This window comes from Paenibacillus sp. MAH-35 (assembly GCF_058135425.1).
On sequence record NZ_JBYUPU010000010.1, the window covers coordinates 206,599 to 227,742 of the forward strand.

Here is a 21,144-nt window from a genome sequence, read left to right on the forward strand (position 1 = left end):
TTCCAATCCCTGTTCAAGCCAGGTAGACGTGACGCTTCTTCGCAAGAGAAACGGTGTAAACCGGAGAACAAGCCCCGTTTAACGAGTAAATCCGTAAGTTAGCGATAGAAATTCTCGAATACCTGCGTATTTGTACCATTTTTCACAAATACGGCCGGAACGCGGCCGTTAGGCGCTTCCCGGTTGGTCGTTCAGGCGTTCAAGCCGCATAATCATGTCTTTCTGTGCCGGTGAGCAGGAACAGGTACAGACGGAACTCTATGTGATTCTTATTATACCCTCTTCTGTAAAATTGGGAAAAAACAATTTTCGACAATTGTGAATATTTTGTGTCCGAACCTGTTTTTCCTGCCGTTCTTCCCCCTTAGCGGGGGTTATTCGCCAGGGGCATCTTCGGGCGGCATCGTTATGCCGGCGCTTTCCTTCTCGAGGGCGACCCTGGCCTACCTATCGGCGGTCTCTCCCGTCCTCGCCGACCAGTTGAACCGGCTTCCACTCGTCCGGCAGCATCACGCGGTACCCCGGTTGAAGGAACCGGTCGTCGACGAGCACGAGCGTTCCGCGGTCCGTCTCGGTGCGGATCAGCCGCCCTCCGGCTTGCAGCACTTTATTCATGCCCGGGAATTTGTACGCGTAGTCGAACCCGCTCTTCCCCGTCTCGTCGAAATACCGTTTGATTAAATCGCGCTCCAGCCCAAGCTGAGGCAGTCCTACACCGACGATCACGACCCCGGTCAGCCGGTCGCCCGTCAGGTCGATCCCTTCGGAGAAAACGCCGCCCATAACCGCGAAGCCGGTAGTCGGCAGCTCGGCGTCCTCCCGGAACGCCCCCAGAAACGCATCCCGCTCCTCCTCGGACATGCCTCCGCTCTGTACGAGTACCGGACCGGCCGGCTCGCGCTCGGCAAACCGGGCCACAACCTCATTCATATATTCATAGGACGGGAAAAATACAAGGTAATTGCCCGCCCGCTCCCTCGTAACCCGGTGCAACAGATTGGCGATCGGCGCATAAGAGCGTTCCCGGTCGCGGTAGCGGGTAGACAGAGGCAGCAGCAGCACGTCCAGCTGTTCCTTATGGAACGGCGACGGGATCGCCATCGTGTAATCGTCCGCATCCCCGCCGAGCATATCCCGGTAATACGCCAGCGGCGCAAGCGTCGCCGAGAACGAGACGTGCGAGCGATACCCTTTCCCCATCTGCCGGAGCAGCCCCGACGGGTCGAGACAGAAGAGCTTCACCGTCACGTCGCTTCTCTCGAACAGCGCATAAGTTATATATTTCTCGTCATAATAACCGAATGTTCGGATAAAAGACTGGACCGCGTAATACGTATCCGTCAGCAGCGGCCGGAGCTCTGCCGATGAGGGGCCCGCCAGCTCCGCCTCGGCGATCCCGGCAAACGACTCCAGAAGCGGGAGCAGCAGGATCGGCGCCTCCTGAAAGACCGCATGCTTCTGCTCGGCATGCTCCTTGCGAAGCTGGATGAACGCGTTGTTCACCGCTTTGGCCGCATCGTGGAGCGCCGGGCTCAGTCCTTTGGCCAGCCGCTTCAGTTCGAGAAAAGGCGCCTTCGTCAAAGCGGCGGAGTACATCTCTCTCCCCCGGTCCACCAGGTTATGAGCCTCGTCGACCAGCACCGCAGTTCGTCTCCGCTGCTCCTCGAACAACCGCTTCAGCGCGATCCGGGGATCGTATACATAATTATAATCGCAGATGACCGCATCCGCGGCGTAGGCGGCATCAAGCGAATATTCGAACGGGCACACCCGGTGCTTGCGCGCATACGTCTCTATAACCTCCCGGGTAATTGCGTTCTGCTCCGACAGCAGATCCAGAATCGCTCCCTGTATCCGGTCGTAGTAACCGTCCGCGTATTCGCAATGATCTTTATGGCAGATCGTCTCTTCCTTGAAACAGATCTTCTCCTTGGCCGTCAGCGTCACGCAGCGCATATGAAGCCCCTTGGAGCGCATGAACGCAAAGGCTTCCTCCGCAGCGGTCCGCGTCGTCGTCTTCGCCGTCACATAGAAAAAGCGCTGCAGCAGCCCCTCCCCAATCGCCTTGACGGAAGGAAACAGCGTGGAGATCGTTTTGCCCGTACCGGTCGGAGCTCTCGCGAACAACCTTTTCTTGTCCGCTATCGACTTGTATACCGCCGCGGCGAAGTTGCGCTGTCCTTGCCGGTAAGATTCGAACGGAAACGCCAGCTCCTTGATGGAGCGGTCTCTGCGGCGGGCGTGGTCCGTCTGCAGGACGGCATAGGGGGCGTACGTCTCCACAAGGCCCCGGACGAACGACTCCAGCTCTTCGAATCCGGCCGACCGTTCGAACCGTTTCTGCTCCTCCGTCTTCCGGTGGATGTAAGTTAGACGCACTCGCATATGTCCGAGCTGTTCGGCTTGGGCATACAGATACGCATAACATAACGCCTGCGCCCAATGTACGGGATGCGTATCCTCCCCGATCAGCTCCAGGTCGCGGGAGGTGGACTTGATCTCGTCGATCGTATACGTCCCGTCTTCCCCGCCAAGGAGCCCGTCGCAGCGCCCGTCCAGTTGAAATACCAGCCCGCCGTACGGGATCTCGCCCTGCACATACACTTCTTTGCGGTCCGTTTCCTTGTAAGTGTGCTGAATGACCCGGTGCGCCTTCGTACCTTCCGTCAGCGGAGCTCCGGACTGGAAGCCCGCCTCGATGCTGCCCCCGAGATAGGCGTATTCCACAAGCGCCCGCACGGAAATGTAGACGATCTGCTCGGACATGTCCTCACCTGCCGCTCGATTGTTTAGGCGCCCCTGCAATCTGCAATAAAACATACGTTCGCCTTGGTTATGTCCATTATACCCCGTATGAGCTGCGAAATCGAGCCGGCTTCCACTTCTCCGATGCGGGCGCAAAACGAAAAAGCCGCTTTCGCAAGCAGCATGGGCGGGTGCAGGCCAATTGGCCTCGTGCGGAGGAGGGGAGGTGCTGCCGACTGCGTCATGCAGCGCAACCAACTGGCACCGGATGCAGCACGGGCGGCGGTACCGGGCCGGGGTTTCCGGCAGGCATTTCGCTTCATTTTTTACGGCTCATCAATGACTTCAGCAGCGTCCCCGCCGAGCGGATTCGGGATTGCCGTCTGTGCTCCCGGACGTATCTATAGTCGGTCAACGTTACTTTAGCATCACGCAGGGCATGGGCAAAATCGGGATCGAACATCAGCTTGTACTCCCACACCCGCTTCGTCCACGAGGGAATGACGGCTTGCAGCCGGTCGTCGTCCACCGCCGGGTGAATGTACGTCTCGCTCACACCTTCCGGCAGATCGTACAGCTTGTCGATCAGCATCCGCTTGAACGATTCGTACGTCTCCCCTTCCTCGATATGATACGAGTGCGACAGCAAATAGTCCGGCACGGCAACGCCGAGGACGTCGGCCAGCGCGACGGCGGGAGCGAGCATCCGCTCGGCGTGGGGAATCGAAGCGAGCAACTTGTCCTTGCTGTGGATGCGGCGGAACAAGCGAAACGGCAAGCCCCGTCTGGAGCATTGCAGCATCACCTGCGGAATATGGCTCCGCCCCGTGGCCATCCCGTACAGGCTGCCCATATGGTTGTCTACGTGAGTGATTGCAATGCCGGCCTGCTTCACGGCTTCGAACTGCGCCCGCATCTCGGCGACGACGTCCCGCGTAACCGCCTTCCGCTCGAACTCGGCTACTGTCCGGTGCATGAAGCCGCTCTCGTCGTGAAGAGAAGGAAGACCGGTCAGGCTTTTCCAGCGCAGTCCATCGATCTCGCTCGTTAAGGTCAGATGGAGGCCGACTTGCGCGCGCCCCTTCCCTCTGTCTCTGCACCAGGCCGCCGCCGCTTCAAACGCCGGGGCGGGAGGCATGATCGTCGCCGAAGATACTTTGCCCTCCTCCAACAGATGAATGATCGCCTGATTCGCGGCCGTGCTTTGGCCGAAGTCGTCGCAATTGATAATCAGATGTTTGCTCATTAGGTGCGGTATCCTCCCGTATAGCTACTGTTTCCCTAGCCCGCTGCCGCCGCCCGGCAGTCTGGGGAGAAAGAAAGAGATGATCATCGAGACGGCCAGCAGACAAAGCGGAACGACGCTGATCAGATACCGGAAGGTCGACTCCGGATCGGGTCCCGGATTTTCGCCGCTCACGTAGCCGAAGATCATGCCCACGATCCAGAACGCCAGCGCCGAGATCAGTCCGCTGGAGCGGGTTATAAAACCGCCGACCGCCGTGTACACGCCCTCCCTGCGGCTGCCCGTTTGCTCGTAATCCTGGTCGATAATTTGTCCCGTAACCACCGGCGGCGTGACGAGAAACCCGGCCAGACCGAAACCGACGACGATACCCGCCGCGATGCCGGTGCCGAGTCCGGTCGCAAACCATAGCGGAATGACGGAGAGTCCGTAGGCGATCAGAGACAGACGCCATCCCCTCAGCCCCCCGAGCTTGCGGACGATCCAGTACCAGACCGCCACTAGCGGAATGACAGGCACGAATACGCTGGCCAGCAGCAGCGATACTTGCGGTTCCGGTACGTGCAGAACGTATTTGGCGTAAAACGGGATGGACGAGCCGAGCAGCCCGTTTACCGTCTGAGCGAAGGAATTGGCGATGTTGAATATCCAGAACTGCTTGTTCCGTAAAGTCGAGCGGAACGCTTCCATAATCGGCAAGGGCGGCTCGACGCTGGCTTGCTTGTTCTCCTGGGTCGTCACGACGAATCCGATCATAAATAAGGCGAATACGGCGGCGAACACGACCGACATGTACCCGAATCCGATAGCCGCGAACAGAATTGGCGTCAACACCGACGCGATCAGGATAGCAGCGATCTGGTACCCTTGCTGGACCGCGGAAGCTTTCGCCCTAGCCCGGTCGCCCCGGAACAGCTCGGGGAAGAGCGCTCCGTAGTTCACCCAGATGATGGTCGACACGCCCTCAAACAAAACTAGCGCCACAACAAACCAGCCAAACAAACTAAAACCCGACAATCCGTCCGGCACCGCAAACACCATAATGAACGTCGCCATAAACAGCGGAATCGAGGAGACGATCCACGGCTTGCGCCGTCCCCACCGGGTTCGCGTCCGATCCGACAAATACCCGAACAGCGGCTGGTTGGCCGCGTCCCAGATCAGATAGATGACCCGGGCCAAGGTGGCGAGACCGACGCCGAGTCCGAGCTTCTCCACGTAAAAGTAGCTGTAGAACGAGCTGAAAGCCTGGGTCGGAATCATCATCGCGAACATGCCGAGCGCATACGTCGTCGGGGAGTTCATCAGCTTTTTGAGCATTCGATCCGCTCCTTGGATACCGGATAGGGGGGTGGCTTTTGGGTTGGGTTTGATTGATTTGTTTAGGACGGGCACTGGTAACCCCCGTCAAGCTGTTTTGCGCTGTTTCTCTGTTAGTCTGCTGCTCTTGTTGATCTGCCGTTCCTTTGCTCCTTTGCTCCATTGCTCCGTTGCCCTGCTGCTCTGTTGCTCTGTTTTTCTCTATCTGCGTTCTATCCGCTCTGTTTCACTTGGTCTGTCTTTACCGTCCTCCCGAATTGATTGTTCATTATATTCTATGCAAACGCTATCAATTCTCAAGTTTAGCATGAATCCGTCGAATAGGGGTTCCGGGGTTCTGGGTTCCAGGGTTCGGCGAGTTCCAGGGGTTCCGGCGCCACCCTTATCCAGCTTCCGGCTCCCTAGCTGGTTACAGTAGAGCCTCCCTGCCAAAGAAACAGGCTATTCCAAACCAATAAGAGCTGTTTGAACCTTCTATTTCTACCCTCGCCCTGATTTTCGACGAAATAGGAGCTTTTAGCAGCTCTTAACCCCTTTTTTTTCCGCCGCCAAACGCACCCCACTCGATTGCAATTTAGAGCCCCGAAAGTCTTTTTTGACAAAGTAAGACCTAATCCTGTGTCAGGAGATGGGTTTGCCCGCTATTGGATGACCCCCTCCCCTCATAGTTTACTACATTTGTTACAAAAAAAGGATCATTCCCTTGCGATGCGGCACCTATGTTTCGGACAACAATAAAAGTACCGCCGGCGCCGGATGACAACGCCTTAGCGGTACTTCTATCGCACAATCTAGAGGAGCGCAGCTTTCCTTAAATCGTAATATCTCCGTCATACGAAGCGATCATTTTGTACAGATCCGGCCTCCGGTCGCGGAAAATCCCCCATTCGATCCGCTGCGTCTCGAGCTGGTCCAGGTCGAATTCGGCGACGAGCACCGTCTCCTCCGTCCGACCCGCTTCCGCCACTTTGTTGCCTTGCGGGCCCGCGATAAACGAAGAGCCGTAAAACGTGATCGAAGAATCTTCGTCGCTCTCGACGCCGACCCGGTTCGATGCGATGACCGGCATCAGGTTGGAAGCGGCATGGCCGCGCATGCACATTTGCCAGTGATCCTTCGAATCGATCGAGCCGTCCTGCGGCTCGGAACCGATCGCCGTCGGATAGAACAGCAGCTCGGCGCCCATAAGCGCCATGCACCGCGCCGCCTCCGGATACCACTGGTCCCAGCATACGCCTACCCCGATTTTGGCGTAACGCGTGTTCCATACCTTAAAACCCGTATCGCCCGGATTAAAGTAAAATTTCTCCTCATAGCCCGGACCGTCCGGAATATGGCTTTTGCGGTATTTGCCGAGCACCTTGCCGTCGGCGTCGATGACCGCGAGCGAGTTGTAGCGGGCGTAATTTTTTTTCTCGTAAAAGCTGATCGGCAGCACAACCTGAAGCTCCCGGGCCAACTCTTTGAAGTGGTTGATCGCCTTGTTTTGCTCCAGCTCGGTCGCGTAGACGTAATAGTCCGCTTTTTCCTTCTGACAGAAGTACGGCGTCTCGAACAGCTCCTGCAGCTGAATAATTTGCGCGCCTTGCGCGGCAGCTTGTCTCACCAGCGCATCGGCTTTGCTAATATTCTCTTCTATATTTGTAGAGCAGCTCATCTGGGTCGCAGCTACTTTAATGGTTCTCATTGGGAATCCTCCTTCTTATCCTAGCCTGATTTATTTGCGGGGGAGAACGGGCATCTGCTGCGTCGTGCAGTGAACGTTGCCGCCCTCGCGGATAATCGCCATGCCGTCGACCGTGCGGATGCGCCGCTCCGGGAATGCTGCCTGAAGCGTCTGCTCGGCAAGCCGGTCCGTCTCCGCCGCCTCTCCGCCGAATACCGGCAGGATGATGCCGCCGTTGACGAAGTAGAAGTTCAAATAACTGAGCGTCAGACGGCTTCCTTCGTACTCGGCCATCGGAGGCTGCTGGATCTTGATGATTTCGAACGGCCGGCCTTGGGCATCCACCGCTTCGCTCAGCAGCTTCAAGTTTTCCTGCGTAATCGCATAGTTGTCGTCCTCGGGATCCTCGCATACTTGAATGATGATCGTGCCGGGGGCGGCGAAGCAGGCGATATTGTCCACATGCCCGTCCGTCTCGTCTCCGCTTAATCCACGTTTCAGCCAGATCACCTTATCCGCGTTCACGAACTTGCTCAAATAGTCCTCGATGTTCTCCTTCGACAAATCGGGGTTCCGGTTCGGATGGAGCAGACACTCCTCGGTCGTCAGAATCGTCCCCTCGCCGTCGGTATGGATCGAACCGCCTTCCATCACCAGAGGCGCGTCAAACCGCCGGACGCCGTAGCGCTCCAAAATTTGCGGGGCTACCCCGTCGTCCAGATCCCACGGCGCGTATTTGCCGCCCCATGCGTTGAACTTCCAGTTCACGCCGGCCACATCCCCTTCGGGATTCACGACGAAGGTCGGTCCGTTGTCGCGGAACCAGGCGTCATTATGCGGAATCGGCAGAAGCTCCACGTTCGGCACGTCAAAATATCGTCCAACCCGCTCGGCATCGTCCGGATTCACTATAACGGTCACCGGCTCGAACTCGGCGATCGCCTTCACGATCTGCGCATAGCCGTCACAGACCCGGTCGTATTGGTCCGGATATACCATGGACGCCTGCACCGGCCAGGAAATAAACGTGCGCTCATGCTCCGCCCATTCGGCAGGCATTTTATAAGTTAACGTATGTGGATACATGGAATCAGCTCGCTTTATCGTATAGTCATCTTGGTCGGGTCAAGCCCATTTTTCTATAACATCATATACGAAAACGCCCCCGATCTCAACGCATTGCCGCTTGCAGGGGACCGGCATATTTTGTGAACGATTAGAAAGCTACTAAACGAAGCTTTTGCTACGATGAATGGCCCTGCGCAAGCGGCAGCTATTCATGGTACAGAAACTCCCATTTTGCATTTTTAAAGCAACGCTTCGAAGCCCTGCCAACTTAGTAATTTTAAACTTTCTGGCGCAACGGCAAAAAGCCCGGCAGCGGGCTGCCGGGCCGGGTCGTCCGCTCCTCTTAGCGAGGGAGGCGGTTGTACCAAGCGATAAAGTTGTCGACGACGGAATCCAGAAACTTGACGGTCGGCTCATGAGTCAGGTTGCCCGCAGCGTCGATCTTCTCGTGCACCGCGCCGACATACACTTCATTACCCGGAAGAAGCGGAGATTGGAGAGCGAACAAAGTGGAGCGCAGACTCATCTGAGCCTTAACGGTTCCGAGGTTGCCCATCGACGCGCCCATGATCCACGACGGTTTCCCGAGAAGAACGCGGTCAATGCGCGACATCCAGTCGATTGCGTTGCCGAGCACGCCGGGAATCGTGCCGTTATATTCCGGTATCACCCAGAGAACGGCGTCCGCTTCCGCGACCTTGCTCTTGAAATCCCGAACGGCTGCGATCGGCTCGTTCTCGATATCCTGATCGTAAAACGGGAGCTCACGAAGGCTCAATATCTCAAGCTCGAAGCGGTCCTGATACCGATCACGGACATATTCGGCCAGTTTCCGGTTATAAGATTCTTTGCGAATGCTTCCTACGATGGCTACTACTTTCATGATGCCAACCTCCAACCAGTAATTATAATAGATTTTACTTATAATAGTATAGTAACTTTAGATTGTGAAGTCAACTTGGCCAGGAGGATAAGCGGCAAAACTAATTCTAGCGAACTATAGTCTGGAGGTGTTCAGCTTGACAGATACCCACTATTTACCTATCATTAGAGCAATTACTCTAATTCGATATTGGGAGGGTCCGCCCCTGCCTCAGCCTTTATCCACGAAGCAGCGAATCTTGCAAACCGCCCTTCAGCTCTTTAACCTGCACGGAACCGCTTCCGTCTCGACAAATCATATCGCGGAGCATGCCGGCGTCAGTCCCGGCAACTTGTATTATCATTATCACAACAAAGCGGACATTATCGAAAGTCTGCTGCGGCAAATGATGGAAGACTGGGACCGGGTATGGGAGCCGCCCGGCGGCCGCCCTGTCCGCTGGAGCGATCTGGAGGCCGTGCTTGAGCGCAACTTCTCCCTGCTGTGGGAGTACCGTTTTTTTCACCGGGAGCAGGTCGCCCTGCTGGGACAAGATGAATCGCTTCGCGAAACCTGTAACGCGGTGTACCGCCGCCGAATAACGGAGCAGGCGCTGTTTTTCGAGCCGTTTTTCGAAGACGGCATCCTCCGGAAACCGGCCGATCCCGAAGAAATGCGGGAGGTGCAAACCGCCTGCTGGATTATTGTCAGCAACTGGCTGACCTTTCTGGAGCTGTCCGGCCAAGCCGTCGACCGCCCCCATATGCGGGAAGGCATCCGGCTCGTACAACGGCTCATGCAACCTTACTTCATTAAAGGAGATCTGCACGATGAAGACTCAGCGTCGATCGGGTAAGCAAGAAGAAGAAGCCAAGCCGGAAGCCGAGACAACGAAAGGCGTCAACCGCCGCACCTTCATCAAAGTGGCGGCGGCCGGGGCCGTTCTGCTGATGGGAGGCGGCGTATGGAGGATGTCCAGCCAAGGCGTATTCTCGGCAGGCAAGGGCCCGGCTTACGAGCCGTGGGACGACTGGGACTCCGAAGGGCAGGATGCGGAGCGGTCCATCGTGAGGGCCGCCATACTCGCCTCGTCTCCGCACAACTCGCAGCCGTGGCTGTTCCGGATCACTCCGGATCAGGTCGATCTGTTCGCCGACCCTTCGCGCAACTTGGGCGCCATGGACCCGCTGCTGCGCGAAATGCATATCGGCCTCGGCTGCGCGCTGGAGAATATGAGCATCACCGCCGCCGCGCACGGCTTGAAGGCGGAGATTGCCTATGTGCCCGACCCGGGCAACCCGGCGCATATCGCCTCCTTACGGCTAAGCCAGGGAACCGGGCTGTCGTCCGAATTGCACGAGTACATTCCGCTGCGGCATACGAACCGGTCCGCTTACGACGTCGGCCGCCAGGTTGGGGCCGATCAGCTGCGCGCGCTCTCCGAGGGCGGGGATAACGCAGCCCACCGGACGATCTGGCTGCAATCGGATGAGGACAAAACCCGGATCGGACAACTGATCGTCGAGGCGACGGAGGCGATTACGCAAGATCCGGACCAGTCCCGGGACAGCAACCGGTGGTTCCGTCATAATTGGAAGCAGCTGCAGCAGTCGGCCGACGGCGTTACGATCGATGCGTCCGGCAATTCCGCTTTTGCCCGCACGCTTGGCAAAACGCTGCCGAACTTGTCGAACGAACAGTCCGACGCCTATTGGCTCACGTCCACCCGGCTGGTCCAGGTACCGACCGCATCGGCCTTCGGCATCATTCTCATTCCCGATCAGCGCGACGTCGCCGGACTGCTCCACGCCGGCCGTTTATGGCAGCGGATGCACCTTAGGGCGGTGCGCGACGGCCTCGCCGTTCAGCCGCTCAATCAAATCCACGAGCGGGCAGACCGCGAGGAAGCGCTCGGGAGCGACGCCCGTTTCGGCCGGGCCCTGAAAGAGCTGACGGCGGGTTATCCCGCTCCGGCTCCGACTCCAGCTCCGGCTAACGCCGCCGTGTTTACGTTCCGGATCGGCTACGAGCTGGAGCCCGCGCTCAAAAGCCCGAGACGTCCGATCGGCGATGTGCTTCTGCCGACCTAAGCGGATGCATAGTACGGAGTCTCCTGTCACTTAACGAAAACCGTCCGGAAAAGCGTCCGGACGGTTCTTTGACGTGCAAATCGTTGCATGTGGAAGGGAACGGGCACCATTGCTCCAGCCGCTCGCCCTCAGTCGTGTTTTCTTCCATGCGATGGTACGGCTAACGAACCCAGCATTCGTTATCAGAGCCGAATGCGGGCGTTTGAATTTGTAACGAACTCTTGTATCGTTATTCCCGCAAATCGGGGTCGGTTTTTTCCACTTTCGGCTCGATAACGATACCCGGATTCGTTAGCCTGCATAAACGTCGTTATTCAGCCCATAAGCCCGATACGATTCGTTAACCATCGAACTGCCCCTTTTCAGGAGGAAACGAATGCAGATCTCCTTTTGCACGGATATCATTTCAGAGCTTATCCTGGGGTTAAAGATGGGCCGAGTCATCGGCCAACTCCCTTTCGGGCCACCTTAGCTCAGAAGGAGGGAAGGAGTGCCGTCTTCAGGTTCACCTTTCCAGTCTCACCAATTCAGCACAATGCCAAGCGCGCCGGATTTGCTTTGCTGAATGAATTGCCAAGCTTCCGCCGCCCGCTCCGCCGGATACCGGTGCGTGATCAGCGGCGACGTTTGCAGCCAGCCGTCCGCGATCGCCTGAATCGTCTCTTCCATCCGCTTGCCCGTCCAGCCCGAGGGCGTATGCAGCGTAATCTCCTGCCCGCGCAGCTTCTGGATGTCCACGAGCCCCTTCTCGCCCAAAAAACCGGCCGATACGAGATGACTGTCCCGCTTCATGGAAGGCTGGAGCGCGTAAAACGTATCCATGTCGCCGACCGAATCGACGACAACCGCCACCTTCCGGCCTTCCAGCGCCGACACGGCATCCGTTCGCCGCGTATGGACACCGCGGATCTGCGGCGGCAGATGGGCGAGCCTGTCGTCGTGCCTGCCCAGCACGAACACTTCCGCTCCCCGGTGCAGCAGCGTCTGCGCCGCCCACTGCCCGACCAGCCCGTCGCCGATCACAACCGCCACATCGCCGGGCGTAACATCCGGGCGCATCCCGCAGTTGTACCCGACCTGCGTGAGCACGAGACCGCAATAATCTTCGGGTGAAGCCCCTTGCGGCAGCTTCCAGATTTGACCCGCCGGCGTAACGGCCGGATGGATATGGCCCCCATAGGGCTCGAACATGCCCGATACTCTGCTGAGCGCTGCGAATACCCGCTCGCCAGGCACGATGCCTTGTACGGCCTTGCCGACCTGCCGGACGATCCCGACCTTCTGGTAGCCGGCCACGATCGGGAACGGCCACGGATCGCCGAGCTTGTAAGGCGTCTCGCCCCTGATCCGTTCCCCCCGAAAGTACGACGATTCCGTGCCGGTGCTGATCCACGAACATTCGACGTCGATGATTACATCATAATCAACCGGCTCCGGTACTTGCACTTCGGTATATGCGGCCTTTCCCTTGTCCGTAAACACAACGGCATACGCTTTCATGAAATCCCTCCGGTAATCCGGGATGACGGTCGCGCCGCTTTAGTTCCCCGGGATAAAACAGATTTTGATCGCTTCCTGGCGTTTCAGCATGCCCACGCCCTCCGCGTATTGCTCCAGCGGCAGCTCGAAGCTGATCAACGGACCGAAATCGAGCTGGCCCTTCACGATCAAATCAAGCGAATATTTGGCCGCCTCCCGGAAATGTCCCGGATACCCGATCACGCTTAATCCCTGGTGTCTCAGCGGGTAATCGTCCCGCTGTACGGCGAACAGCGCCACCGCCTTGTTCGTGCGGTCCATAATGCTGCGCACCGCCTGCGGATAACCGACGCAGTCGATCGCGAGGTCCAGCGCACCGGCGGAGCCACGCTTGCTGATCTCCTCCGAATCCGGCTCGCAGCAGAGCGTCGCCCCGAGACTCAGCGCGATATCTCTTCTTTGCGGGCTGGGATCGATCCCGACTACCTCGCTTGCTCCTTCGGCCAGCAGCATCTGCACGGCGATCAGCCCCGCAGGGCCAAGACCGTTGACGCCGCACCGGCGGCCGCGGATGCCCTCGTACTGCTTCATTTTCATAACACTGGCCGCGACGCACATCGCCAGCTCCAGCGATATCGCTTTGCGGAACGGGAGCTCCTCGGGCAAAGCCAGCAGATTGTCTTCCTTCATCAGGACATATTCGGCATAACAGCCGGGCTGATGATGGCCGGCATCCCGCCAAGCTGCCACCTTCTGACCCGGAGCGAGCGTCGTCCCCGGACCGGCCGCCGCCACGACGCCCGTCATCTCATGACCGGGCTGGCCGGGCGAGTAAGGAAAGCGTACCTCTTTCTCGTGCGCAAACATCGGCTTGCCGTAATAAATATGCAAATCCCATTGCGGGCACGTCGCCACCTCTTTGACTTGGACGAGCACTTGACCGGGCCCCGGCTCCGGGATCGGCATCTCGACGATCGTAGCTTGCTCGGAGCTCATAATTTGCAGTACCTTCATCGTATTCGATTGGGTCTTCACTGTGGTTCACCGCCGTTTTCATTGTGGGTAAGGCTCCATCTAATCATAAGAAAAGCGTGGAGCAAGGTCTTTAGCGGATATGTACCAAATGGCGGGTGCACCCATCGTCGAAAAGACGGCCGTTTGGTACTCCGCAGGGGACATGTTTGCACAATATTGACTTGGCATCCGTTCGGGGACGCGATTCAGCGCACCAGGCGGACGCAGGCCGATATAATTCACGCCGGCTTCGGTTCGCGTCAGCTTTTTGCCGAGCTCGATCGCTTCGTCCCAAGTCATATTGTCCTTCGGGTAGGGAACGCCGAACTTGTCAAATATATCTTTGTTGTACATAAGCGCGAAGGCGAGCGTATTGTAGGGCAAATAGTAGATTTGGCCTTGATCCGAATACGACTTGATGCTGTCCACGAGCTTGGTGTCGAATTTGTTGAAATCGAAGCCGTGCTTTTTGGCGAGCGGCTGCAGGTCCGTCGGCACTTTAAGCGGGGTCAGCAGATGGATGTTGGTCAGCCCTTCCCATATAATGTCCGGGACGTCTCCCGCCGCGAGCAGCTCTTCGATCGTCGTGCCTTATCGTTTTTGACCAGCTCCAGCGTGACGTGCGGGAACTTTTGCTTGACGAACTGATTGATGTACTTCTCGAAATCGTCGAGCACGGTATGCGCGTAAAACTTCAACGTGACGGGCTTCGTCTCTGCAACGGGCTCCGGCTTCGGGGCGTTCCCGGCCTCCGTGCCGTTCTCTTTCTCTTGGGCGCCGCAGGCTGCGGCCAGCAGTCCCAGCGCGAGCACAGCCGCACCGATTCCGATCCTTCTCGCTTTCATTGGAATGTCCCCCTTCGCTCCGCGTCAGCGGAAGTTCGTTATTTGGTAAGTGGTTCTGCACTCATTATAGGAAAAGGGAACGCCGCGGGTCTTTAGAGATTATCTCCCTAGTTGCCCGATCCGCTGTGGAAGTAAACGCTTTCTCTATCTCGTTTGTACGCAGCGCTTGCATTTATTGACATCTTTCGTGAAACCCGATAGGCCGGCAAGCCAAGCCCGTATCCCCTTCTATGAAATCAAAAAAACCTCGAACCCGGCCAAGGCAGGTTCAAGGTTTGTTCGGTGTATGGTACGGGATTAACGAAACTGGGCGGCCAGCATCTCGGCCCATGCTTCATTCGCATCCTTCGTCCTTCCGGCGTTGTGCGGCGTATGAATGACGTTCGGACGGCCGAGCAGCGGGTCGTTCAGCGGCAGCGGCTCGATGTCGAAGACGTCGGCGGCGAGGCTGATCTCGTCGGCGAGCACTCTTCTTCTCAGCGCCTCCATATCGCATATGCCGGCTCTCGTCGCCAGCACGACGATGCAGCCCTGCGGCAGCATCCGGATATGCTCCGCCGTTATAAGCCCCTTCGTCCCTTCCATCAGCGGAACCATCGGTACGAAGATGTCGGCGTCCTGCACCAGCCGCTCCAAGTACCATTCCTTGCGGCTGCCTGCGCGGTGAAACGCCGGCTCCGCCGCGTACGGGTCCCAGACGGCGACATCAGCTCCGAGCATATGGACGAAGCTCGCGTACCGGCTGGCGACATTTCCCGCTCCGACGATGCGTACCCGCTTGCCTTCGACCGTGCCGTTGACAAAGCGGGGATCGTCCCCGAACTGCTGGTACTCGTACTGCCAAGCATCGTGACTCGTCAGCATCTCGTGATGCGTCTGCGGAATTCTCCTTAATGCGCAGATCGTCAGACCAAGCGCGAATTCCGAAACGGATTGGCCCCAGTACCCTTCGGAAGGCTGGACGTACATGCGCACGCCTCTGGCCTTTAACACCGCATACACGTCCTCCGGTGTATGGGGACTGTAAGGGCCGGTACCGAGGTAAGCCTCCCGCAGGCCGGTGAACTTATCCATACACGATACCGTTACGGGTACGGCCAGCGATACGAGACGGGCTACTTGTTCCGGTTCGGCGACCGCCTCGGCCAGCGTGCCGCTCCAATTCCGGGGCAGCCGGACAAGCTCGAATTCCCCGACCGGCCCGAGAAGCTGCAGCAGCCGGTTGGCCGTATAAGGCCATACTTGCTCAAAGTCCGGATGAACGACGATTACATTCGAAATGGTCATCATACCTCCCGCAAAATCATCTTCATGAACGTTCGCTGTGAGAAACGATAAGGGTTGTGCTGATCACAAACCGTGAACTTGATGAAGACGGGTTCTTCTCTTCACTATAGCGGTTATTCGCAGGAGGGTCGATGAGGAATTTTGTACGATACCTTCGATTTTTTACATTTCACGGACCAATCGAATATCTTATTATATATGTAAAAGCGGATTAGAGGGGATATCAGGATGAGGAATTTTACATCGGACTATCCGCGGCAGCGGACCGAGAAACCGCAGAAGCATGTCGCACTACTGATCGAAACGTCGAACGAATATGCGCGCGGCTTGCTCGCCGGGGTGAAGTCGTACATCCGGACGCACCGCCCGTGGTCGATCTACCTGGGGGAGCACAGCCGGCTCGGCACGGACTTGTCCTGGCTCCATAACTGGCACGGCGACGGCATTCTGGCCCGCATCGAGAATAAGGAGATTGCGGACTATGTCGGGCAGTTGCAGGTGCCGACCGTCGATCTGAGCGCGCTGCGCCTGATCCCTTCCTTGCCCTGCGTAGAGACCGACGATGAAGCGATAGCGGGCCTTGCAGCGGACCATCTGGCCGGCCGGGGGTTGAAGCATTTTGCGTATTGCGGCGATCCGTCCTTTCCCTGGTCTGTTGAACGGGAGCGGCATTTTGAACGGATGATTCAGGAGAAAGGCTACCCGGTCCACCGCTTTGCGCATGAGCCCAAATCTACGGTCATGGAAGAGAGGATCGCGATGGCCCGGTGGGTCGAACGTCTGCCCAAGCCGGTCGGCATCATGGCCTGCTATGACATCATGGCTCAGTCGCTGCTGGAAGCGTGCAGGCTTGCGGACGTTCCGGTGCCCGATCAGTCTGCGATCCTGGGCGTGGATAACGACGATTTACTGTGCAACCTTGCCTCCCCTCCTCTGTCGAGCATCAAAACCGATACGATGAAAACCGGGTACATGGCGGCATCGCTGCTGGACCGCATGATGGCAGGAGAACGAATCGAACCGCAAGTATGGTCCATACCGCCGCTGGAGGTGGTCACGCGTTTATCCACCGATGTGATCGCGGTCGGCGACCCTTATGTATCGACAGCCATCCAGTATATCCGCGAGCATGCCTACGAGGATCTGAAAGTGGAGGACGTCCTGCGAGCGGTCCCGCTGTCGCGCCGGGCTTTGGACCACCGCTTTGTGCAGGCTTTGGGCCGCACCCCTCACGAGGAAATCGTCGAGGTCCGTATGCGGCTCCTGATGCGTCTGCTGACCGAGACGGACTGGACCTTGGCGGTAATCGCCGAACGGTTAAGCTTCAAGCATTCGGAATACATGGGCGTCGCCTTCAAAAAATGTACCGGCTTATCGCCCGGCGCCTACAGGGAGAAGCATTCGTCCATGAAGCAGTGCTAGCCGACCCAGCTCCGGACCGCTTGCAGGCCGGAGGTCCCCCGGTGACTACCGTAAACGGTTCAGCCGGCAGCGTACGGGCTCTATCACACAATAAGAGTCTCTGGCGAGACTGTCGATTCATTGTGTAGAAGTGTTAGCAGGCCGTTCCAAGTGAAAAGTTACCTTCTTCTGCTCAGACAGGTTGTCCGGAATCCCTTGATTTAATATCGATTGTAAGGTAGGGGATTCCAGACAAAACTCGCCAGAAGGTAATCTTTTCCCTTTCCACTTGGTTGTCCACATTGAATCGACAGCCTCACAAACCACCCTTATTCGATTCCGTCCTGCCCATAAGCAAGGGGAGACAGGGGTGAGGCAGCCGCTATGCCCATCTCCAACCTATACGCCCTGCTTACTGATGGCTATAACTATAGTTTGCTGCATAAAGCAAAAGAGCCGGATGCCAAGCCCGCTGAAAAGTCCATTTTCAGCGACCCCGGATATCCGAGCCCTCCATGCGGCGCCCACGCGTCACGCGCCTGCCTTCTAATCGCGGGATGCATCCGCTTTCCGGTGAAAGCGGTCAATCCGCTCTACAGCTTCACTCTCGCTTCGCCCGCCGGCGTTCGGTATACTGTGCCTGCCTCCAAGCTTCCCGCTCCCGCAGAGGCGTCGTCCGCATATACCGGCGCGTGAACCGTCAATCCGTATACGACGGACGCATTCGCGTAATCGGACAATAGCGGGGCGGAACCGATCGCGCTGGCAAACCCTTCGATCCGCGCATTATGCTGCTTGTTTCGGAACTTGCAGTATACCGTAGTTTTGGCGGCAATCGCCGGCGTCAGCACCAGACCCGAGGTTACGATATCCGTGTAGATTCCGATTTCCGTATCGCGCACCTTGAGATCGTCCGATTTGCTGGCGGTTACGGCGTTCGTACACGTGCCGATCTGCCGGATGCCGACGAATTCGCTGTTCAGCGTAGCGAACACATCGTCGGTTATCGTATCGGCTTCGAAAAAACGGGTGAACGAGACCAGGCTGGTACAATCGCCGATAAACGTCCCGCCGTCGATCACAACATTGGACCAATCGCCCATGAACAAAGAACCGATAGCGCCGTATTCCGGGTCGTTATGCAGCGAGAAGCTGCCGATGCGCACGTTGGAGCCGCGGTCGGATACGAACGCGCCGTGAGGACGATTGTACTTGACCGACTTTCCGCAATTGCGGGCCGCCACCTGCTGAACGACGTGCTGCATTTTCGCGCCGGGATGCGGATAGCCGGCGGTATTGCCGAACAGCCCGATCACCGTCTCGCACCGCTCCGCCACGACACTGTGGACGACGACTCCGGTGTCCTCCTGATTCGTTCCGCCCGCCAGACAGAGCGCCATATAACAGTCGATCGCGATAATCCCGCCGATGACGGCTTTCCTGCCGCCGTACAGGGACGGGTTGACGCCGGCTTCGCACGTAACCGCCCTTCCCCCTTTGCGGAATTTGTCGTGCGACGCATTTTTGACCGTGATGCTGCCCGCATGCCATTCCGTATGATTTCTCCGCAAATACAGCCCGCCCTGGGCCGGAATAAAGCTGCAATCGACCTTAAGTTCGGGGATATGCACGTTTTTGGCCCCGGGTACGCCGGTTACCGCCGCATCATAGGTCGTTTGCGAAATCACTTTCAACCAATTGGGTCCGCCGAATGTCGAGTTGTTCCACAGCGTAATCGACTCGCTGATCCCGTAGGCTTCGCCCGCCCAGTCCAGCACGACGGTTCCGCCGCCCTGCTTCTTCAATTGCAGCGCCATGGCCTGAAGCTGCGGGTACGAATCGGTAGCACCGTTGTCGCCTTTTGCGCCGTATCGGGTGGCAAGCAGCCCGCCGGTCTTGCGGAGCACCGCGATATTGCCGTTCGCCAATACATGGTCGCCGAAGCCGTCCGGCGTACCCGAGAAATCAGCCGGCTCCACGATGTCGTAATACGCTCCGCCCAGCGGCCCGAGCGGTGTCGCCTCCCACCCCGCATAATAGGAGACGGTGGATGCGATCTGCCCTGCCGGAATGTCCGCCAGCTTCATCTCCGCCACATGATCGAAACTGTACAGCGGCGAGCAGCAGCCCTCCTGAGCCGGACCATATACGGCATTCGCGACGGTGCGGCCCGGGTAGGCCATAGCCGCCGCTCCCGCATGACCGGTACCCTCCCCGAACCACAGACCCGCTGCGGCGGCCGCCCCCGCAACCGATAAGGATGTCAATACTTCCCTCCTGCTTAAAGCGCGTCGTCCCGTACTTCCATCATCCGCCCTTGTAAAGTCGTCCGTCGTTTTCGTCGTCATCCTCACTCCACTCCCCGCTGGCTATTGAATGGACTGCCCGATTCCTTTCCTCTGCCGCTCCAACCGCTTGTCCGGCCCGGCGGACCCTCGCTTTCCTCATCTGGCGAGTCCTGCTCCCGATTACTCCTTAATCATACTGAACCGCCCGGCAGGCTGTCGTTAGATGATCTGCGCCTATCATCGCTTTCATCAGCCCCTAGGAAACCGCTTTCTTATTATTGCTTCACCTCCTTCGTTGCACAAAACTGACCTGCGGAACGAGGCCCCGTGCAACAAAAAGAGCCTGAAGTGCCCAGGCTCTCTACTTGGCGCCGGCGCGCCCGCGATTCAGTTCTTCTCTCCACTGGCTGGGACTGCACCCGAACTTTTGCTTGAACAGACGGGAAAAGTAATGCAGACTGTTGAACCCCGTCGATTCCGCAATTTGCTGAATGCCCATCTCGGTATTCGCCAAATAACTGACGGCGGCGCTCAGCCGCAGCTTGTTCAAATAATGCATCGGCGTCACGCCCGCCTCGTTCTTGAACGCCCGGACGAGATAGGACGGATTGATGGTCAAGCTGGAGCCTGAAGCCGGGCCACGGAACAGGAAAAGACGAGCGTCCGCAAGCGGCTCGCCCGTCTTCGTATCGATCCCTTCATCACCAAGCGCCGGTGCGGCGGAGACCGTTATACCTTCTGCACCTTCGTTGTCCGTCTTGGCTTGCGCTTCGCCAGAAGCGGCTTGATCTCTTGAAAGCTTAAAAATTGTTGGGTTTGCTCGTTCCATACCCGGTGGCGAAGCGATCGTAAGCTCGTCGTTAGCGTAATGGTCTGCACATCCTGCAAGCGCGGATTCAGATTATGCACTGATTCCAAGTGATAATTAGGCACGCGCGGACTGAGATGGTGGATGTGATGGAATCCGATGTTGCCGGTAATCCAGCGCAGCACGGTAGGCAGCTTGTAGTAGGAGCTTCCCTGCATCGCCGCTTTTACATAATCCCAATTCTCATCCCGTTCGTAATAGGTATCTTCAAACTGGTGCTGCACATAAAACAACCAGATGCCCGCCATGCCCGACAAAAAGAAAATCGGCCCCTGTACGAGCAAGTACGCCTGCCAGCCGACGAGCCAGATAAGCAGACCCGCGATTCCTACAATACTCGCATTGGTTATATACGTATTCATCCGCTCTTTGACCCCGGCGCGTTTCCGGTTAAAGCGGTAGTCGATCAGGAAAATATAGATAGGTCCGATGACAAACATAATAAACGGATTTCGATACAGCCTATAAAACAGCCGGACCGGCCACGAGGATTCTACATATTCTTCGACCGTCATCGTCCAGATATCCCCGACTCCCCGCTTGCTCAGATTTCCACTGGAAGCATGATGGACGGAGTGGGTATGACGCCATTGATGGAACGGACAGAAGGTCATAATGCCTGTGATCGTCCCGACGATTTCGTTCGCCATCTTGTTTTTGAAAAACGATTTATGACAGCAATCATGAAAAATGATAAACACCCGGACCAGAAAGCCGCCTGCGGGGATCACCAGGGCAAGGGTAAGCCAATACGAAACCGATAAACTCAGATAAGCCAATATCCATAGAAGAACGAACGGCCCAATCGTATTAATAATCTGCCGCACACTAACGTTGATTTGCGGTCTTTCATAGGGCGCAATTTCTTTGCGCCAGCCGTACTGTTCCTCTTGCTGCATGTGTAATAACTTCCTCTCCTCGACCCCGGTATACCCGAACTTATTTTGTCCTAATCCTATTATTAC

Annotated in this window: 17 protein-coding genes; 3 read left to right on the forward strand and 14 right to left on the reverse strand. The window is 57.4% G+C overall.

Features of this window, described 5'->3' with window-relative positions; genetic code table 11:
- Positions 1–447 precede the first annotated feature (447 nt).
- From AC3Y2E_RS13740 to AC3Y2E_RS13765, 6 genes are all read right to left on the reverse strand, one after another.
- Positions 448–2,766: an ATP-dependent DNA helicase gene (locus AC3Y2E_RS13740; protein WP_379211121.1), complete on the reverse strand. Its 2,319-nt coding sequence runs from the start codon at positions 2,764–2,766 to the stop codon at positions 448–450.
- Positions 2,767–3,064: 298 nt separating this feature from the next.
- On the reverse strand, positions 3,065–3,991 hold the full coding sequence (locus tag AC3Y2E_RS13745; RefSeq protein WP_379211123.1) for a polysaccharide deacetylase family protein: 927 nt from the start codon (positions 3,989–3,991) through the stop codon (positions 3,065–3,067).
- Between the two features lie 24 nt (positions 3,992–4,015).
- Positions 4,016–5,311, reverse strand: a complete 1,296-nt coding sequence (locus AC3Y2E_RS13750) for an MFS transporter (RefSeq protein ID WP_379211126.1) — start codon at positions 5,309–5,311, stop codon at positions 4,016–4,018.
- Positions 5,312–6,122: 811 nt separating this feature from the next.
- A complete protein-coding gene (gene aguB, locus AC3Y2E_RS13755; RefSeq protein WP_379211128.1) occupies positions 6,123–6,998 on the reverse strand; it encodes an N-carbamoylputrescine amidase in 876 nt (291 codons plus the stop codon).
- A 30-nt stretch (positions 6,999–7,028) separates the two neighbouring features.
- Positions 7,029–8,063: an agmatine deiminase family protein gene (locus AC3Y2E_RS13760; protein ID WP_379211130.1), complete on the reverse strand. Its 1,035-nt coding sequence runs from the start codon at positions 8,061–8,063 to the stop codon at positions 7,029–7,031.
- Between the two features lie 325 nt (positions 8,064–8,388).
- Positions 8,389–8,928 carry an NADPH-dependent FMN reductase gene (locus tag AC3Y2E_RS13765; protein ID WP_379211132.1) on the reverse strand — a complete coding sequence of 180 codons (540 nt, stop codon included), beginning with the start codon at positions 8,926–8,928 and terminating at the stop codon, positions 8,389–8,391.
- Positions 8,929–9,166: 238 nt separating this feature from the next.
- Between AC3Y2E_RS13765 and AC3Y2E_RS13770 the strand changes: the two genes are divergently transcribed.
- The gene (locus AC3Y2E_RS13770; protein WP_379211134.1) at positions 9,167–9,763 is read left to right on the forward strand and encodes a TetR/AcrR family transcriptional regulator; all 597 of its coding nucleotides are present in this window, start codon (positions 9,167–9,169) and stop codon (positions 9,761–9,763) included.
- Positions 9,738–10,997, forward strand: a complete 1,260-nt coding sequence (locus tag AC3Y2E_RS13775; protein ID WP_379211136.1) for an Acg family FMN-binding oxidoreductase — start codon at positions 9,738–9,740, stop codon at positions 10,995–10,997. The genes AC3Y2E_RS13770 and AC3Y2E_RS13775 overlap by 26 nt, the downstream gene beginning before the upstream one ends.
- A 519-nt stretch (positions 10,998–11,516) precedes the next feature.
- On the opposite strand, the gene AC3Y2E_RS13780 is transcribed toward AC3Y2E_RS13775, so the two are convergent.
- The 5 genes from AC3Y2E_RS13780 to AC3Y2E_RS13800 all read right to left on the reverse strand — a co-directional run bounded on the left by AC3Y2E_RS13780 (position 11,517) and on the right by AC3Y2E_RS13800 (position 15,625).
- Positions 11,517–12,497, reverse strand: a complete 981-nt coding sequence (locus AC3Y2E_RS13780) for a zinc-binding dehydrogenase (protein WP_379211138.1) — start codon at positions 12,495–12,497, stop codon at positions 11,517–11,519.
- 39 nt (positions 12,498–12,536) lie between these two features.
- Positions 12,537–13,511 carry a zinc-dependent alcohol dehydrogenase gene (locus tag AC3Y2E_RS13785; RefSeq protein WP_379211140.1) on the reverse strand — a complete coding sequence of 325 codons (975 nt, stop codon included), beginning with the start codon at positions 13,509–13,511 and terminating at the stop codon, positions 12,537–12,539.
- A gap of 39 nt (positions 13,512–13,550) precedes the next feature.
- Positions 13,551–14,072, reverse strand: coding sequence for an extracellular solute-binding protein (locus AC3Y2E_RS13790; RefSeq protein WP_379211207.1), 522 nt, complete (start codon positions 14,070–14,072; stop codon positions 13,551–13,553).
- Positions 14,018–14,335: a hypothetical protein gene (locus AC3Y2E_RS13795; RefSeq protein ID WP_379211142.1), complete on the reverse strand. Its 318-nt coding sequence runs from the start codon at positions 14,333–14,335 to the stop codon at positions 14,018–14,020. Before AC3Y2E_RS13795 ends, AC3Y2E_RS13790 begins: the two co-directional genes overlap by 55 nt.
- 297 nt (positions 14,336–14,632) lie before the next feature.
- Positions 14,633–15,625, reverse strand: a complete 993-nt coding sequence (locus AC3Y2E_RS13800) for an NAD(P)-dependent oxidoreductase (RefSeq protein ID WP_379211145.1) — start codon at positions 15,623–15,625, stop codon at positions 14,633–14,635.
- 225 nt (positions 15,626–15,850) lie between these two features.
- Between AC3Y2E_RS13800 and AC3Y2E_RS13805 the strand changes: the two genes are divergently transcribed.
- Complete coding sequence (locus AC3Y2E_RS13805) at positions 15,851–17,044, forward strand: XylR family transcriptional regulator (RefSeq protein ID WP_379211147.1); 1,194 nt, start codon at positions 15,851–15,853, stop codon at positions 17,042–17,044.
- Positions 17,045–17,616: 572 nt separating this feature from the next.
- Here AC3Y2E_RS13805 and AC3Y2E_RS13810 read toward each other — a convergent pair.
- The 3 genes from AC3Y2E_RS13810 to desA form a co-directional block, all read right to left on the reverse strand.
- The gene (locus AC3Y2E_RS13810) at positions 17,617–19,371 is read right to left on the reverse strand and encodes a hypothetical protein (protein ID WP_379211150.1); all 1,755 of its coding nucleotides are present in this window, start codon (positions 19,369–19,371) and stop codon (positions 17,617–17,619) included.
- Positions 19,372–19,672: 301 nt separating this feature from the next.
- Positions 19,673–19,930: a helix-turn-helix transcriptional regulator gene (locus tag AC3Y2E_RS13815; RefSeq protein ID WP_379211152.1), complete on the reverse strand. Its 258-nt coding sequence runs from the start codon at positions 19,928–19,930 to the stop codon at positions 19,673–19,675.
- Positions 19,931–20,040: 110 nt separating this feature from the next.
- Positions 20,041–21,078, reverse strand: a complete 1,038-nt coding sequence (gene desA, locus AC3Y2E_RS13820; protein ID WP_190923829.1) for a Delta(5) desaturase DesA — start codon at positions 21,076–21,078, stop codon at positions 20,041–20,043.
- Between the last annotated feature and the right edge of the window lie 66 nt (positions 21,079–21,144).

What these genes read in the sequence shown, in the direction of transcription:
- AC3Y2E_RS13740 (WP_379211121.1), bottom strand. Translation starts at nt 2,766, where the DNA reads ATGTCCGAGCAGATCGTCTACATTTCCGTGCGGGCGCTTGTGGAATAC.
- AC3Y2E_RS13805 (WP_379211147.1), top strand. Translation starts at nt 15,851, where the DNA reads ATGAGGAATTTTACATCGGACTATCCGCGGCAGCGGACCGAGAAACCG.
- AC3Y2E_RS13795 (WP_379211142.1), bottom strand. Translation starts at nt 14,335, where the DNA reads ATGAAAGCGAGAAGGATCGGAATCGGTGCGGCTGTGCTCGCGCTGGGA.
- aguB (WP_379211128.1), bottom strand. Translation starts at nt 6,998, where the DNA reads ATGAGAACCATTAAAGTAGCTGCGACCCAGATGAGCTGCTCTACAAAT.
- AC3Y2E_RS13800 (WP_379211145.1), bottom strand. Translation starts at nt 15,625, where the DNA reads ATGATGACCATTTCGAATGTAATCGTCGTTCATCCGGACTTTGAGCAA.
- AC3Y2E_RS13750 (WP_379211126.1), bottom strand. Translation starts at nt 5,311, where the DNA reads ATGCTCAAAAAGCTGATGAACTCCCCGACGACGTATGCGCTCGGCATG.
- AC3Y2E_RS13810 (WP_379211150.1), bottom strand. Translation starts at nt 19,371, where the DNA reads ATGACGACGAAAACGACGGACGACTTTACAAGGGCGGATGATGGAAGT.
- AC3Y2E_RS13760 (WP_379211130.1), bottom strand. Translation starts at nt 8,063, where the DNA reads ATGTATCCACATACGTTAACTTATAAAATGCCTGCCGAATGGGCGGAG.
- AC3Y2E_RS13745 (WP_379211123.1), bottom strand. Translation starts at nt 3,991, where the DNA reads ATGAGCAAACATCTGATTATCAATTGCGACGACTTCGGCCAAAGCACG.
- AC3Y2E_RS13775 (WP_379211136.1), top strand. Translation starts at nt 9,738, where the DNA reads ATGAAGACTCAGCGTCGATCGGGTAAGCAAGAAGAAGAAGCCAAGCCG.
- desA (WP_190923829.1), bottom strand. Translation starts at nt 21,078, where the DNA reads ATGCAGCAAGAGGAACAGTACGGCTGGCGCAAAGAAATTGCGCCCTAT.
- AC3Y2E_RS13780 (WP_379211138.1), bottom strand. Translation starts at nt 12,497, where the DNA reads ATGAAAGCGTATGCCGTTGTGTTTACGGACAAGGGAAAGGCCGCATAT.
- AC3Y2E_RS13765 (WP_379211132.1), bottom strand. Translation starts at nt 8,928, where the DNA reads ATGAAAGTAGTAGCCATCGTAGGAAGCATTCGCAAAGAATCTTATAAC.